General features: G+C 35.4%; 8 protein-coding genes. 3 read left to right on the top strand and 5 right to left on the bottom strand.

All coding sequences use genetic code 11. From position 1 onward, the window contains the following. Nucleotides 1-8: 8 nt before the first annotated feature. The 4 genes from WH188_RS08100 to WH188_RS08085 form a co-directional block, all read right to left on the bottom strand. Nucleotides 9-3,596, bottom strand: a complete 3,588-nt coding sequence (locus tag WH188_RS08100; RefSeq protein WP_339423743.1) for a SusC/RagA family TonB-linked outer membrane protein — start codon at nucleotides 3,594-3,596, stop codon at nucleotides 9-11. Nucleotides 3,597-3,797: 201 nt separating this feature from the next. Next, nucleotides 3,798-4,910 (bottom strand): FecR family protein, encoded by a 1,113-nt coding sequence (locus WH188_RS08095; protein WP_339423742.1) that lies wholly within the window; start codon nucleotides 4,908-4,910, stop codon nucleotides 3,798-3,800. Nucleotides 4,911-5,044: 134 nt separating this feature from the next. Beyond that, entirely contained in the window at nucleotides 5,045-5,656 is a 612-nt protein-coding gene (locus WH188_RS08090; RefSeq protein ID WP_339423741.1) for an RNA polymerase sigma factor, read from the bottom strand. A 635-nt stretch (nucleotides 5,657-6,291) separates the two neighbouring features. After that, a complete protein-coding gene (locus WH188_RS08085) occupies nucleotides 6,292-7,722 on the bottom strand; it encodes an L-serine ammonia-lyase (protein ID WP_339423740.1) in 1,431 nt (476 codons plus the stop codon). Between the two features lie 313 nt (nucleotides 7,723-8,035). Between WH188_RS08085 and trxB the strand changes: the two genes are divergently transcribed. Beyond that, a complete protein-coding gene (gene trxB / locus WH188_RS08080; RefSeq protein ID WP_339423739.1) occupies nucleotides 8,036-9,004 on the top strand; it encodes a thioredoxin-disulfide reductase in 969 nt (322 codons plus the stop codon). A gap of 247 nt (nucleotides 9,005-9,251) precedes the next feature. After that, nucleotides 9,252-9,713: an Lrp/AsnC family transcriptional regulator gene (locus WH188_RS08075; RefSeq protein ID WP_339423738.1), complete on the top strand. Its 462-nt coding sequence runs from the start codon at nucleotides 9,252-9,254 to the stop codon at nucleotides 9,711-9,713. A 421-nt stretch (nucleotides 9,714-10,134) separates the two neighbouring features. Here the strand turns inward: WH188_RS08075 and WH188_RS08070 are convergent, their stop codons facing one another. Next, nucleotides 10,135-13,074, bottom strand: coding sequence for a M16 family metallopeptidase (locus WH188_RS08070; protein WP_339423737.1), 2,940 nt, complete (start codon nucleotides 13,072-13,074; stop codon nucleotides 10,135-10,137). A gap of 257 nt (nucleotides 13,075-13,331) precedes the next feature. Here WH188_RS08070 and WH188_RS08065 point away from each other — a divergent pair, with 257 nt between their 5' ends. Further along, the gene (locus tag WH188_RS08065; protein WP_339423736.1) at nucleotides 13,332-14,231 is read left to right on the top strand and encodes an alpha/beta hydrolase family protein; all 900 of its coding nucleotides are present in this window, start codon (nucleotides 13,332-13,334) and stop codon (nucleotides 14,229-14,231) included. Nucleotides 14,232-14,616: the final 385 nt, after the last annotated feature.

The following is a 14,616-nucleotide window of genomic DNA, read 5'->3' as shown; positions in this document are numbered from 1 at the left end:
TTTTTCTATTAAAAATTAGCACTGATACCCATCACATAAGAGGTCGGAAGTGGCAATCCTAATGTCTCTGGGTCTATTTTTAGATCATTCTTTTTTGTCCATATCGTAGCAGGATTATTTAGCTGAAAGCGAAACTTAATGTTGCTAGCTTTCATTTTTGAGACCAACGATTGTGGAAGGCTGTAACCAAAGACGATGTTTCGGATCTTTATAAAATCGGCAGAGCGAACGCCTCTATCCGCAAATTCATATTGATTTGTTGAAGATGTTTCCCTATAATATTCACCACTTCCAGGTACATAAGTATTGGTATTCTCAGGTGTCCAACTCGCTAATAGATAGTTTGGCAATGCTCTGTTAAATGGTCCCTGCATAAGTTCAGGAACAGGATAAGGCTGATTTCTAAAATAATGACCTCCATAATAGACAGCAAAAATACTAACTGAGAATCCCTTGTAATTTAAATCATTATTTAATCCTAGATTAATTTTGGGATCAGTCCCTCCGGAAAATACCATAGCATCAATATCAGCAGCACTTAATGACTGCGTAGTAGCACCACCTGTCCCATTATACCACTGCGGCAATCCTTGTTCATTTAAACCTGCAAAAGGGAAAGAAAAAAGAGATCGTACAGGGTATCCCTCTTTAAATCCATCACCCATTGCAAGTTCAAAAGGTGCTCTTGTAACTTGATCAACATAGGTAATTTTATTCCTATTATAGGATGCTATGAGGTTAGTAGACCAGAACAAGTCTTCGTTTGATTTCGGTTGAAACCACTCATAACCTAGACTACCTTCAATTCCATTATTTAGCATACTTGCGTTGTTAATAACCATGGAAGAAAAACCATCAGATGGATCCATTCTTCTATTAGCCAAAAGATCAGTACCTCGTCTCCTGTACCAGTCTATTGTACCTTTAATCTTATTTCTGAACAAATAAAAATCAATTCCGAAGTTGATGGTTTCTGTTTTTTCCCATCGAAGAAATGGATTAGGAGGCGTTGTAACCGAAGCATTTGGTTGTCTTGTTTCTTCATTGACTCCAGTCGTTGCGGCTAAAATAGCCGGTGTCGTAGGATCCATATTACCTGTAAGACCATAAGAAGTTCTTACTTTTAAAAAGTTAATGAATGAATATTGACTAAGGAAATTTTCCTTTGAAGCGATCCAGGATGCTCCTACAGACCATAGCGGTCTCCCACGATATTTCTTATCTCCACCAAATAGATCGGCATAGTCTTTTCGCACAGAACCAAATGCATTGTATTTCCCGTCATATGTATATGTTAGATTTGAATAGGCTGATGCAAATTTGTGCCAATCCTCGACAATGATGCCTATATTATCTGCAAAAGTTGAATAATCAAACTGTTGCGGATTATAGCCTGGTATCAGAAAACTAGATGTCATCTGATATAATTGGCCAAAATTCACATTAGCTGTACTGTGGATCTGTAATTGCTCATCGTACCCCAAGAGAAGTCCTTTTGTACCGCCATATCGTGTTTCACGGAATTCTACACCTGCCAATGCATTTAGGGAATGCTTACCGAATTCTTTAACATAATCTGCCTGTGCTCTTGTGGTATAACTAGCACCTTTGGCATGTCTGGTTGCAAGCATACCACCTTGAGGTAGTAAATTTGTATATTCAAATCCTCCTCCTGCCGAAGATTGCTGCGTATAGACATTTTGGAGCCAACGCATACGGTAGCTATTAGCTTCTGCATAAGCTGAGTTATCTGTACGGTTGTCCTCATATTGAAACATAGGTCGGATCGTCAATCCAGGTATTATTTTAATGTTCAAGTTAACATGATACCGCGTGTTCAACTTGGAAATGTTATTGAAATCGCGTTCCAGTTCATCTAAGTGATTAAAACTCGTAGAGAAAAGTTCAGGAGTTGTTTCGGTGATATTATTATATGCATTATAATAAATCCTCAGGTCTGACCGACTTCCATCCGCATCATACAGCCCCATATAAGCGGGCGCACTCAAGGGATCAATCGCAAACCTACTATTATGTTGTCTACTTTTCCCGATTACACTGTTAACCCCATACTCTGCGTCTAGCCAATCATTAAACTTATAAGACCCCTTGTAGAAAAGATTTACTTGCCGGTCGTAGGCATTTATAATGCCACCATTGTCATCCCTGTAATTAATGACAAGGTTATTCTGGGCTTTTCCTGAATTTGTCCGAAATGCAACATTATGTTGTTGCAGGAATTTATTACGAAGTGCATGTTTTCTGTAATCCTTTAGGAAATCATTTTCCTTATACTTGTTCAACAATTCATTAAGTTGCCCTTCGTTAAAATTTGCAGGATCTGATTTGAATCGGTAGATTGCATAGTGAACCGGGGTAATCATACTGCCTTGTGCTACAGAAGATTCAAAAGAACCTATCGGATCTGGTATAGTACCTCCTCCGCCATTAAACCACCATTCACTATATTTACGCTCATAATCGACCTGTTCTGTAGCTGTCATCATATTGTAATAACTATAATCTGGCTTTTCTGTAACCGTTAAATTTGAACCAAATTCCACTATAGTCTTGCCAATTTGCTTAGCGCTTTTTGTGGTCACTACAATAACGCCGTTTGAAGCTCTGGCTCCATAAATCGAAGCGGCGGCAGCATCCTTTAATATAGTGATGTTTTCCACATCATATGGATTGATATCGGCAATTGAGCCTTCGATTGGTAATCCGTCTACTACGACCAATACCCCCATATTAGCCTGCATTGTACTCACTCCTCTAATCGTTGTCACCCCCTGGTACTGGACTAAACCAGGTACAGTTGCTTCAAGATTATCTAAAATATTTACTGTATTACGTTTCTCTAATTCTTTGCTACTCATCGTTGAAACAGATCCAACGACGTTTTCTTTACTTATTTTTTGATAACCGGTATTGACAATTGAGACTTCGTCCAATAGCCCTACCAGTGCAGATAATTGGATAATCAGGTAATCTTTACCTTCCAGATGGGAGGAGGTCACTTTGAACTCACGCGATTCATAGCCTAAAAAAGTTACAATAAGCACATCTCCAGCTACTAATTCATTTAGCGAAAAAGAGCCGGATTTTTCCGTTGATTTAACCACTTGCTTTCCTTTAACTTTCACTGTAGCGCCAGAAAGAGGGCTACCTCTTTCATCGGTTACCACACCAAATATTTCTTGTTGCACTGATTTTTTTTCCTGAACACGCGATTTAGAGCTATTTCTTGTCAATACGACAGAACGTCCTTCTATAGAGTAAATGATATCGCTATTAGCAGTGATTTTTTTAAGAACTTCATTTAGGCTTACGTTTTTGACAACCAAATCAATTTTATCAAAACTGTTTAGTATATCTCGATCTAATAAAAAATCATAACCAGTCTGTTCCTGTAGCTGGTTAATGATGGCTTCTAAGGAAGCATTCTTTTTATTCAGGGAAACAACCTGCCCAAAGGTTGATCCTGAAACCTGGATTATAAAAATTGTCATGAAGACAAAAATCAACTTCATAATAAGCAATACTTTAGATGGCTGTACTATATGCCGTACGAGATAATTAAAAGTATTTTCCATACCTTTGATAATGGTTTAGTTTCTGTACAATAATTGGGTTAGTTAGTCAATTGAATGTAGAGATTTACTTCACTTTTTGGCCGTGAAGTGGTGGTACACTTTGCGGCTTTATTCAGTATATCCTACTACTTTAAATTTGTCAAGGTACTTCTCTTTTCTTCTTCATAATTCTCTTAGGTTGTTAATGTATAAATTAGATTGTCATTGGGTTACATAAATTTTGCGCCCCTTCATATTAAAATGCACTTTGTTGGTTCGCTCTATCTGTCTTAATACTTCCGCTAACGTATTATTTCTAGAAATTCGTCCCCATAATTTTAGATCCATGGGAGCAGACAATGTAAATTCAACATCTACATCATACCAAGTTGATAGCATAGCCATAGCAGTCTTAAGATCCCCATCAAAAGTAAAATAGCCGTTCTTCCATGCAACTGCGGTTTCTACAGCTTCTTTGCGTACTGCTAATTGACCATTACGATTTATAGACTGCTGCCCAGGTCGCAATTTTTTTGTTTCTATTTTCGTTAAAACATTCACTGAGCCTTCGAGCAGAGTGGTTTTAATATTGCTTTTTTGATAAGCATTAATATTGAAATGTGTACCTGTTACCTGTACCTTTTGTTGTTCGGTTTCAACAAAAAAGGGAAGCTCATCTTTGGCAATTTCGAAATACCCTTCTCCTTCTAGCTTCACCTCTCGCTTATCCTTTCCTTCGAAATTTATATCGAAAGTTAAACTAGATGCTGCATTCAACCATACTTTGGATTTATCAGGGAGAATAACTTTAAAAGTTTCACCATTTGAGGTAGATAGTTTATGTATAACATTCTTTTCAAGACGATCAGTCGTTTTTCCGTAAACCAAAAAACCATCTTTTGACTTAGATATGGAAATTCCTGCTTCTTCTGTAAGTTCTCCGTCCAGTATTTCTGATAGTTTTATCTGATGACCGTTTGACAACGTTAAAGTCGCCCCTGTTGTCCCGGGGAGAATTTCTTGTTCGACGTAATTATTCGATTCTTTATGAATTATCTGATTTTGAAAAAAGTAGAGTACACTAATACTGCCAATGATAAATAGTGCTGCCGCAACTTTCAAAAAGCTAGATCTGTAGAAGGTGCGCTTATTTTCGATTGCAAGTGCAGCCCACATTTCCGATTTAATCCTTTCGTAATCTTCAACTTCAGTTTTTTCGGAAATATTTGCAAGCAATTGTTTCGCATACCACTCCTCAACGACTTTCTTTTCAAGTTCGTTACTATTATCCTCCAAATAATTGGTTAAAAGGTCACGTCCGGTCTGATTGTCCATAATAATTTACCTATACCCCTGAATTGTTAATCATATAATAAGTAATACCCTTGAAGAACATCAAGGGAGTAGAAGAAATTAAAAAAAAAGTAACTTTAATTTAATAATTAGATTTTAAAAAACAGAATAGTCCTTTAAAAGCTTCTAAACAAGGCTAATATAAGTAAACCATAAGTGTTATACTTTGAAAGTCGTTCCCGTAGTATACGTAGTGCGTTTTGAACTTGTTTTTTTACGGTCGCTTCACTTATATTTAATACTTTAGCAATTTCTCTATGTGAAAGGTCTTGGACACGGCTTAATTGAAAGACTTCCTGCATTTTAGTCGGTAACTTAGAGATTTCGTCGGCAACGAGCATCATCATTTCCTTTTCATCAAGTTTCTCAATAGTATCGTAACTGACCGAAGAAGAATATTTCCCTAATTCAGTAAGGTAGTCGGATCTTGTCTTTCCTTTTTGAATAAGCTTTAACACCCTATTTCTTGATGCTATGTATAAATATCCCGCCAGATTTTCTTCGCTCTTTATATTTTCACTCTTCGACCAAATCGAAGCGAAAAGATCTTGGACTAAGTCCTTTGAAGCATTTTCATCACGAAGTATATTATTCACTTTGTAATACACCGTGATGGCGTAACGATCATAAATTTCCGTAAAAGCAAGACGATCCTGTTCCTTAATCAAAGAAATGAGCTCACCATCAGTAAGTTTTTTATAATTGATTACATTTGACAGGTGCCTCATCTTTTTACTCCAAAATTTAAAATTGATATTTTGCTTTTAATAGGAAAGCCTTATAATTTAATTCCTAAAAAAACCTAAAATTTATGATTATTTAAAGTAAAATTAACAATTTTTAAGACAAATCCTTCTTACAATACACTGAATATGTCATTTTTTCTATCAGTTTTAATGCTATTGCTCATTATTATTGAAAAATTCAAAAGTTACAAAATCTACCTGATACTGTTCTGAGTGCTTCCAATTTATTAACTTTTGACTAACAAATGTACTGCACGTTATAATATTGAGCCGACTTTTAGCTGATAATCAGTAATCAAGATTGCTGTACATTGAACATAGAGTGAAAATCTACTTTTTAATTAATAACGGAAATCAATGCTAAATTGAATTTCTTTTGTAATCATAGAGACAAATACGAGAGTCTTTTTTTAATGAGACGTAAGATAATATAATTTCTACCAATGATGCTTTGACTTTAAGATCACTAGTATCTATGTTAGCAGATTTTTTTATTCCATCAGATGGTTAAAAAAATATTTCTAAGCAATACTATGGAACTGATTTCCTTAAAAATATTATGGTTTCTGTAGATTTATAAATACAATGGATAATTAAATCAGCTGGAATTTTTTTTTTTAACACTCAGCTAGACTTATTGGAACTTTTTTCGCCAGTCCGCCTTCCGCTGTTTCTTTGTATTTGGTATTCATATCAATTGCTGTTTCCCACATGGTAGCTATTACCGCATCAAGACTCACCTTCGCTTTCATCGGATCTGAATTTAAAGCTAGCTGGCTAGCCAAAATCGCTTTGATAGCCCCCATCGAGTTTCGCTCTATACAAGGAACCTGTACAAGGCCTCCAATCGGATCGCATGTCAATCCAAGATGATGCTCCATCGCAATTTCTGATGCCATGATAACTTGTCTAGTAGTACCACCCAAGCATTCGGTTAAAGCCCCTGCAGCCATAGCAGAAGACACACCAATCTCTGCCTGACAGCCACCCATGGCTGCAGAAATAGTAGCGCCCTTCTTAAATATTGAACCGATCTCTGATGCTGTTGCAATAAATTGATAAACAGCCTGTTTATCGGATTTGCCACGAAAGATGATCATATATAAAAGTACGGCGGGAATAACGCCCGCAGAACCATTTGTCGGTGCTGTAACGACTCTTCCAAACGATGCATTTACTTCATTAACTGCAAGTGCAAAACAGCTTACCCAATCTAATATTGATTCAAATGATTTCTCACCCATTCCAATCTTTTTAATCCAACTATCGAAATTATTATAATTACCTGCTTTTAACCATTTCTTATTTAGGTCTCCAGCACGCCTTTGAACGTTCAACCCTCCTGGAAGATGCCCAAAACTATGACATCCTTTATACACAGAAGCACTGAAGACTTCAAATATATCATCCATTTTCCTTAATGTTGATGCTTCATCCCTCCATACTAATTCATTTCGAAATACCAGTTCGGATATTTTGCAATCTAATTTGTCGGTCCATGATACTAAATCAGCAGCAGTATCCACAGGGTAAGGTAGATTGAATTTTGAAAAGGCAATCGACACTTCTTCCTTCTGCACCACAAAACCACCTCCAATGGAGTAATAGTTTTCACAAAAAGACGAACCGTCATTAAAAAATGCGACAAAAGACATTCCATTTGGATGGTAGCCATCAATTTTGTTCCAATGAAAAATTAGGTTATTCTGATAATCAAAATCGATTTTATGGACACCTTTCAAGAAAAGTTGGCGACTATCTTTAATTCTGCTATACTTAGGAAGTACATCATCAACATCAAAGATGATAGGGTCATCTCCGGATAGTCCGAGTAATATGGCAACATCAGTTCCATGCCCTAGTCCCGTTTTGGCCAAAGAACCATAAAGATTAACAACAAGGCTGTTAACATTCTCAAGTTGATTGATTTTGACGAGAGCATTAATGAATGACTGTGCAGCACGCCATGGGCCCAAAGTATGGGAACTCGAAGGTCCAATACCAATTTTAAACATATCAAATACGGAAATTTGCTCTTTCTCTCTCATTATCAATAACTTTTAATAGTAAATTTTTAAAACTAAATTAGTTAGAACTAAAAATGGTAGAAACAGGTTTATAGCTCTCTTATAATATTTAAAACTTAAATCAAATATCAATAAATTCAAAAATAATATCAAAACAGTTCTATTTTTACCGAAATTTCTATTGCTTAAAACTCACATAACAAGAAAATATTCAGTTACCGAATGTTATAATGATTGCATTTGATAATTTTTTCAAATATTTAACAGGTGATATAATCTTCAATTTATTCATCCTATTTTTGAATTAATTACAAACTTAAACAGTCCATTATTTATGAATGAAATCTTAACTGAACATGTGCAATGTTTAATAATTGGTTCTGGACCTGCTGGATATACAGCCGCTATCTATGCTGCAAGGGCAGATTTAAAACCAGTGATGTATACAGGTATGGTGCCTGGAGGACAACTTACACAAACCACTGAAGTTGATAACTTTCCAGGCTACCCTAAGGGAATAACGGGCCCATTAATGATGGACGATTTGAAGCAGCAGGCACAGAGGTTTGGTGCAGATGTACGATTTGGAATGATCACTCGAGTAGAATTCTCCGCAGATGCCAATGTGCACCTAATCGAAATAGATAACGGAAAAACAATAAATGCACAAACGGTTATCATCGCTACAGGTGCAACTGCGAAATGGTTAGGAATTGAATCGGAAGAGAAATATAACGGTTTTGGAGTATCAGCATGTGCAGTATGTGATGGTTTTTTCTTTAAAAATCAAGAAGTTGCGATTGTAGGTGCAGGAGATACTGCTGCCGAAGAGGCCACATACCTTGCAAAAATGTGTACTACCGTCCATATGCTAGTAAGAAAAGCGGAATTCAAAGCTTCCAAAGCGATGTTTGCCCGCGTAATGAGTACTCCAAATATAAAAATCTATTTTAATACAGAAGTTAAGGAGATACTGGGTGATGATCGGGGTGTCAATGCTGTTATTACCATTGACAATAATACGAACGAACAATTTGTTATACCTGTATCAGGCTTATTTGTCGCGATAGGCCATACCCCAAACACTGCTATTTTTAAAGGAAAGATAGCATTAGATCAATATGGATATATAAAAACATTACCAGGATCAACAGCTACAAATATACCAGGTGTATTTGCCTGTGGCGATGTTCAGGATCATATCTATAGGCAAGCTATAACTGCAGCAGGCACTGGTTGTATGGCTGCACTGGACGTTGAAAGATATTTAGCTCATCAAATGGCCGATCTATCATTTTTCTAAATTGCACTTTGGATGCTAAAGTTACAAAATAGATATTTTTGAATATGATAAATGCTTATTTATCATATTCAACGAATATTCGCATAGATAACTACAAAATCATTTTGAAGCATAAAACCTTAAAAATAAAGTGTAAATTTCATAGTAAAAAAATTAACATCCGGAGATATACTTATTTCAACTGTTATCGACATGCTATTCTACTGGTTATAAATCATGATAACTATCACCTATTAAAAAAAAGCAAATGAATAAACTAGACGATACAGATATTAAATTACTACGATTGCTGCAAGAAGATGCGACAATGAGTAATAAACAAATGGCTTATGCCCTTCATAAATCCATTCCTGCGATTCACGATCGGGTTCGGAAACTTAAAGCCAACGGCTATATCAAGAAAATAATTGCCATCTTAGATCGACAAAAAGTAGGTATTGGATTAATTTCCTTTTCACAAGTTTTTTTAAAAGCGCACACTGCAGAGGTACTTAATGACTTTGAAAAAGAAGTGTCAAAATTTTCAGAAGTAATGGAATGTTACCAAATGGCAGGATCATATGATTTTATGCTTCGAATTGCCACCCGGGACATGGAAGCCTATCACGTCTTCCTAAGACACAAATTAGCCGTTCTTCCACAAGTAAATACCGTACAAACGTATTTTGTCCTCTCAGAAACTAAAAGTGACACTAAATTTCCAATTTAATTTACTAGTGATTAGAAATTTAAAATCTTTTATATCACAAAAAAATTGGTCTGCATCTCTCATTTTGCTAATACAGTTATCTAAAATTAAAATAGATAATTAGTTTAAAAAGATAAAATGCTTTAGAAATGGAATTACATATCAGAATAACATGTAAAAGATAAAGCAATTTTAAAAAAATCAGCTTCAACATCACTAATATAATAGCTAAAAAATTATAAAAACGAAATTATGATCGGGTTATAATGATAAGTTCAGAAAAGTTCAATTCCTTTGCGATCTATTATTACTAAATATAATATTCTTTAAAACGGTTCTGCTTGGATAGATTTAAGTAAACAATCTCTAAAATAAAAAAGGGCCATCGTAAAATAACGTGACCCCCTTAAAAAACTAAAATATATCCGGTATAGATATGCTATTAGTACCCAAATATTTCACTTAGATCTAATTTTTTCATATCGCCAAGACTGGTAATATTGCTATCATTTAAGTCTTTTTCATCTCCTACGATACAATATGTGTACGGTTTTTGGCTGATATTTTCAGTATGAAAAGCTTTGAGATCTATATAAGAAAGTTGAGGTATTTTTTCATAAATGACTTTCCGAGAATCATCTGTAAGACCTAAACGCTGAGCACCCAAATAACTGGAAAGGATACTAACACCGGTAACACGTTCGCTAGCTAATGACTTTAAAAGATTTGTTCTTACAGATTCCATAGCAACAGTAGACTCAGGCAACTCATTGAGGAGTTCATTCATACCACTTACCGCATCTTTAAATTTATCTGATTGTGTTCCGATATATGCCCCAACCATACCATGGTTTGCTTTCTTTTGGGGTTGACCATAGTAAGCATATGTTGAGTAAGCTAATGCTTTTGATTCACGAAGAGTCTGAAAAACAATACTCCCCATGCCACCTCCAAAGTATCCGTTAAAAAAAGTGATGGTAGGCATCTGATTTTTATCAAATAATCCAGAATTTCTTAGCCAGAACAATTCTACCTGCTTCATTGAATATTGTGCAAATAAGACTTTATTTGCATTTGTTGGTTTTTCCACAAATTTTAGTCCTTTTTCTAATGAATAATATGAAGTATTTTTATCTTTCAATGGCTTTAAATCCACCACTAAATCAGTAACTGCTTTAGGACCATAATACAAAATACGATGTTTTGCATTTGCTAAATTATGCAATACCTCAACTAGATCCTTAGGATTTAATGCGTCTAATTCTTGGTCAGTGAACGTATAATTAAAAGGATTTTTTTCACCATAACGTGCATAAGCTTTTAAACCCTCCATGATAGTCGCTTTACTTTCCTTTGCATTTGCTCTGGCTTTTTTCAAGCGCTCTATATAAGATTTGAATGCGGCATCATCTACGATGCAGTTATGTAAAAGATCCTGTAATAAACTTACAGATTCTTTAAAATTACTGTTCAAGCCAGAGATGGAAACACTACTTTCTTCATTACCGGAGGAAACAGAAAAATCTGAAGCCAACTTATAGAACAATTTGCTAAATTCCTCGCTTGTTTTATCTTTTGTACCCAAAAATTCCAGATAGCCTACTGCTATACCCAATAACTTATTATCCCATTTACCGAAATCAAAATGATAGGTCAAGCTAAAAAGTTCGTTATTTTTATTTTGAACAGCTAATAATTCTAAGTCTTGTAAATTTGATTTTGAAAGATCCTGCTCAAAATTTATCCATTTCGGTTTTATATCCTGCTCGGGCATCTCATTGATCTGTTTTAAAAATGCAGATTGCACATTTCTATTTACAGTGATCGGGGTAATAGCTGGTTTCTCAACTTTAGCGACATTCATGTCCTGCCCTTTTTCCTTCAGAATGGTCACATAGTTGACATCTGAAAGGTATTTATTTGCAAAATTTACAATGTCTTTTTTTGTAATCTTGGATAAACGGTCTGTATATGCCAGTTCGTTTGCCCAGTCTAGCTCTGAAGTAAATGTAGACATCAACTGTTCCGCAGTTTGATTATAATTTTCGTACAGTTTAATCTGTGATTTCTTTTCATTATTGACAATTGAAGTAAGAAGGTCCTCTGAAAAATCTCCTCTTTTTAATTTATCCAACTCCATTAATAAAAGTTTTTTAACTTCTTCTAAACTCTGGCCTACTCCAGGATTTCCCTGAAGAAGCAACATCGAATAGTCCTTCAAATTATAAGAAAATGCTCCTGCACCTAGCAATTTTTGCGATTTCACAAGATCAAGATCAATCAGTCCTGCCGAGCCATTTGTAAGCACATTGGCCATGAGATTTAATAATTGTGCGTCGGAACTGGCCGCACCTGGGAAGCGGAATCCCATCAAAATATATTCTGAAGATGGACCTACAATTGTTTTTGAAATTGGCGTCGTGATAGGTTTTTCTTTTTCAAAAGTATAAGCCGGAACTGGCTTGGATTTCATAAATGAAAAAGCATGATCAATACGCTTGATTACATCTGTCGGATTAAAATCGCCTGACATAATGATTCCCATGTTGTTGGGAACATAGTAGGTCTCATAATATTGACGAATTGCTTTCAGAGATGGATTTCTGAGATGTTCTACCGATCCCAGAACAGTTTGTTTTCCGTAATTATTATTAGGAAACATTGCTGCGAAAATTGCTTCTGTTGATTTGCTATTATCATTATCCAGACTGATATTCTTTTCTTCATAAACTGACTCAAGCTCGGTATGAAACAATCGAAGAATAGGATTTCTAAATCTCTCGGCTTGTACAGCTAAATATTTATCCACAACATTGTTTGGAATATCCTCTACATAAACCGTTTGCTCGAATGATGTAAATGCATTTGTACCCTTTGACCCCATGCTGCTCATCAGTTTATCATACTCATTTGGAATAGCATATTTAGAGGCTTCGCCTGATACGCGGTCAATTTCTTTATAAATAGTGGCACGTTCGGTATCATTAGTGGAATGATTATATTTTTCATAAAGATTGTCCACCTGATCTAACAAAGGTTTTTCTTTTGACCAGTCTAAACTCCCAAATTTATCAGTACCCTTAAATAGCATATGCTCCAAATAATGAGCTAATCCAGTATGATCTTTCGGGTCTGTCTTACTACCTGCCTTAGTGGCGATATAAGTTTGTATACGGGGCTGTTTTGTATCTGGACTAAGTATGACCGTAAGACCATTCTTCAATTTGTAAAATCGGGTCTTAATGGGATCATTAGTTACGTATTTGTATTGATAACCTCCTTCTGATGCTTCTTTCCATTGATACTTATCTACTTGGGCATAAGTACCCGTAGTAATAAACAATAGAGAGAGAAAAGCTATTGTTTTTAGGTTTTTATTCATAATAAAGCTTTTGTTTTAAAATAGTGATATGAAAGTTTGATTGTAAATAATTTAACAAATTATTTTATAGCAATTATCGAAATTAACAACACAAAATACAATGCAAACACTAAAAAACAAGAAAAATCACTTATTTAAAACAGTAAAACAATAAAAAAAACAGATCTCCACTTAATTAAGCAGGCTCTCAATTAATTTTTCTGTTTATGAGCAATAAATTAACCGTGCTAGCAAGTTCACTATCCAAATAATAATATATGAAAGACAGTAATAAAAATACTTCAGCGGAAAAACAACATGGCGGACTGAACCGTCGAAGCTTTAAGAGCAGAACTATACTGATCGGAGCCAGTCTTGCTTTAGGGCCATTATCATGGCTTTCAGCTTCAAGGAAAACAGTTGATAGCACGTCAATGGAAAATAATCTAGGTACAAGTCCCGAAGACTTCATCAACGGAATGGCTGAGATGATGTCTCATTCCACACGTACACCTATATTAAGAACACCAAATGAATATGATATGGAGCATGAAGAGATCTTTTTTCAGGCTATGGATGGCGTAACGATAGAAGGACGTTATATTCCCGGGAAATCGGATAAGCTGCTAATCTTTAATCATCCGATGCCCTGCAATCGTTACGGATATCCTGGACACCTTGAACCTTGGAAAAATTTTGGAGAATTTGAGGTAAACTTTCTTCCGGAATACAAAATCTTGCATGACGCAGGATACAATATTCTAACCTATGATATGCGTAACCATGGTAGGAGCGTTATGGGAAGCGGAGGTATCAACGGACATGGATTATTGGAATACCGTGATGTGATAGGTTCGTTGCGCTATGCTAAATCACGTCCTGATACGAAGAAAATGAAAGTCGGTCTGTACAATCGTTATCTAGGAGCCAATGCAACTATTGTTGGGATGAAGAAGCACACCAAAGAATTCAAACATATAAAGGCAATGATTGTACTTCAACCCGTAACACCTGCTGTATTTGTACAGAAAGCTTTGGAAAATCAAAAAATTGATAACGGACTTGAACTATTTGACAAGGTATTTTATATAAAAACAGGTTTTCATATCGCCTATGTCTGGCCTCGATTTTTCAAGTGCGGTAACCCTTCCTACATTAGTTGTTCAAGTGAAGGATGATTTTTTAACCAAGCCTTCAAAACGTACAGGAAATATACTACAAAATTTCCTCTACTCACAAGAAACTCTTCTGGATTGAGGGAACGGATCAATGTTTTCAGGGCTACAACTACTTTGGGAAAAATCCACAACTGGTACTTGATTGGTTCGAGAACCATATGTAGGAGTCTACAAAACTGGTAAGTTTTGTTTCTAGAATCTTTGATGTATTTATTTAGCCGACATTCTAAAAAATTATAACTGAATAACTCCTATGGAAAGCATTTCACTATATTTGCTTTTGAAAGAACATAAAAGATACTAAAAAATCAATAAGAATAGTTTTTTTATTCACAAAAGTGATCAATTAATAAAATTTATTTCAGTTTATTAATGTGGTTAATAT

The sequence above is a fragment of the Sphingobacterium sp. MYb388 genome (assembly GCF_037479535.1).
GTDB classification, from domain to species: Bacteria; Bacteroidota; Bacteroidia; order Sphingobacteriales; family Sphingobacteriaceae; genus Sphingobacterium; species Sphingobacterium anhuiense.
The sequence above is the reverse complement of the archived record's forward strand: the minus strand, read 5'-3'. Positions and strand labels throughout refer to the sequence as shown.

Bases quoted from the DNA above. Each gene is read 5' to 3' on its own strand.
- trxB (WP_339423739.1), top strand. From the start codon at position 8,036: ATGAATGAAATCTTAACTGAACATGTGCAATGTTTAATAATTGGTTCT.
- WH188_RS08070 (WP_339423737.1), bottom strand. From the start codon at position 13,074: ATGAATAAAAACCTAAAAACAATAGCTTTTCTCTCTCTATTGTTTATT.
- WH188_RS08095 (WP_339423742.1), bottom strand. From the start codon at position 4,910: ATGGACAATCAGACCGGACGTGACCTTTTAACCAATTATTTGGAGGAT.
- WH188_RS08065 (WP_339423736.1), top strand. From the start codon at position 13,332: ATGAAAGACAGTAATAAAAATACTTCAGCGGAAAAACAACATGGCGGA.
- WH188_RS08085 (WP_339423740.1), bottom strand. From the start codon at position 7,722: ATGAGAGAGAAAGAGCAAATTTCCGTATTTGATATGTTTAAAATTGGT.
- WH188_RS08075 (WP_339423738.1), top strand. From the start codon at position 9,252: ATGAATAAACTAGACGATACAGATATTAAATTACTACGATTGCTGCAA.
- WH188_RS08100 (WP_339423743.1), bottom strand. From the start codon at position 3,596: ATGGAAAATACTTTTAATTATCTCGTACGGCATATAGTACAGCCATCT.
- WH188_RS08090 (WP_339423741.1), bottom strand. From the start codon at position 5,656: ATGAGGCACCTGTCAAATGTAATCAATTATAAAAAACTTACTGATGGT.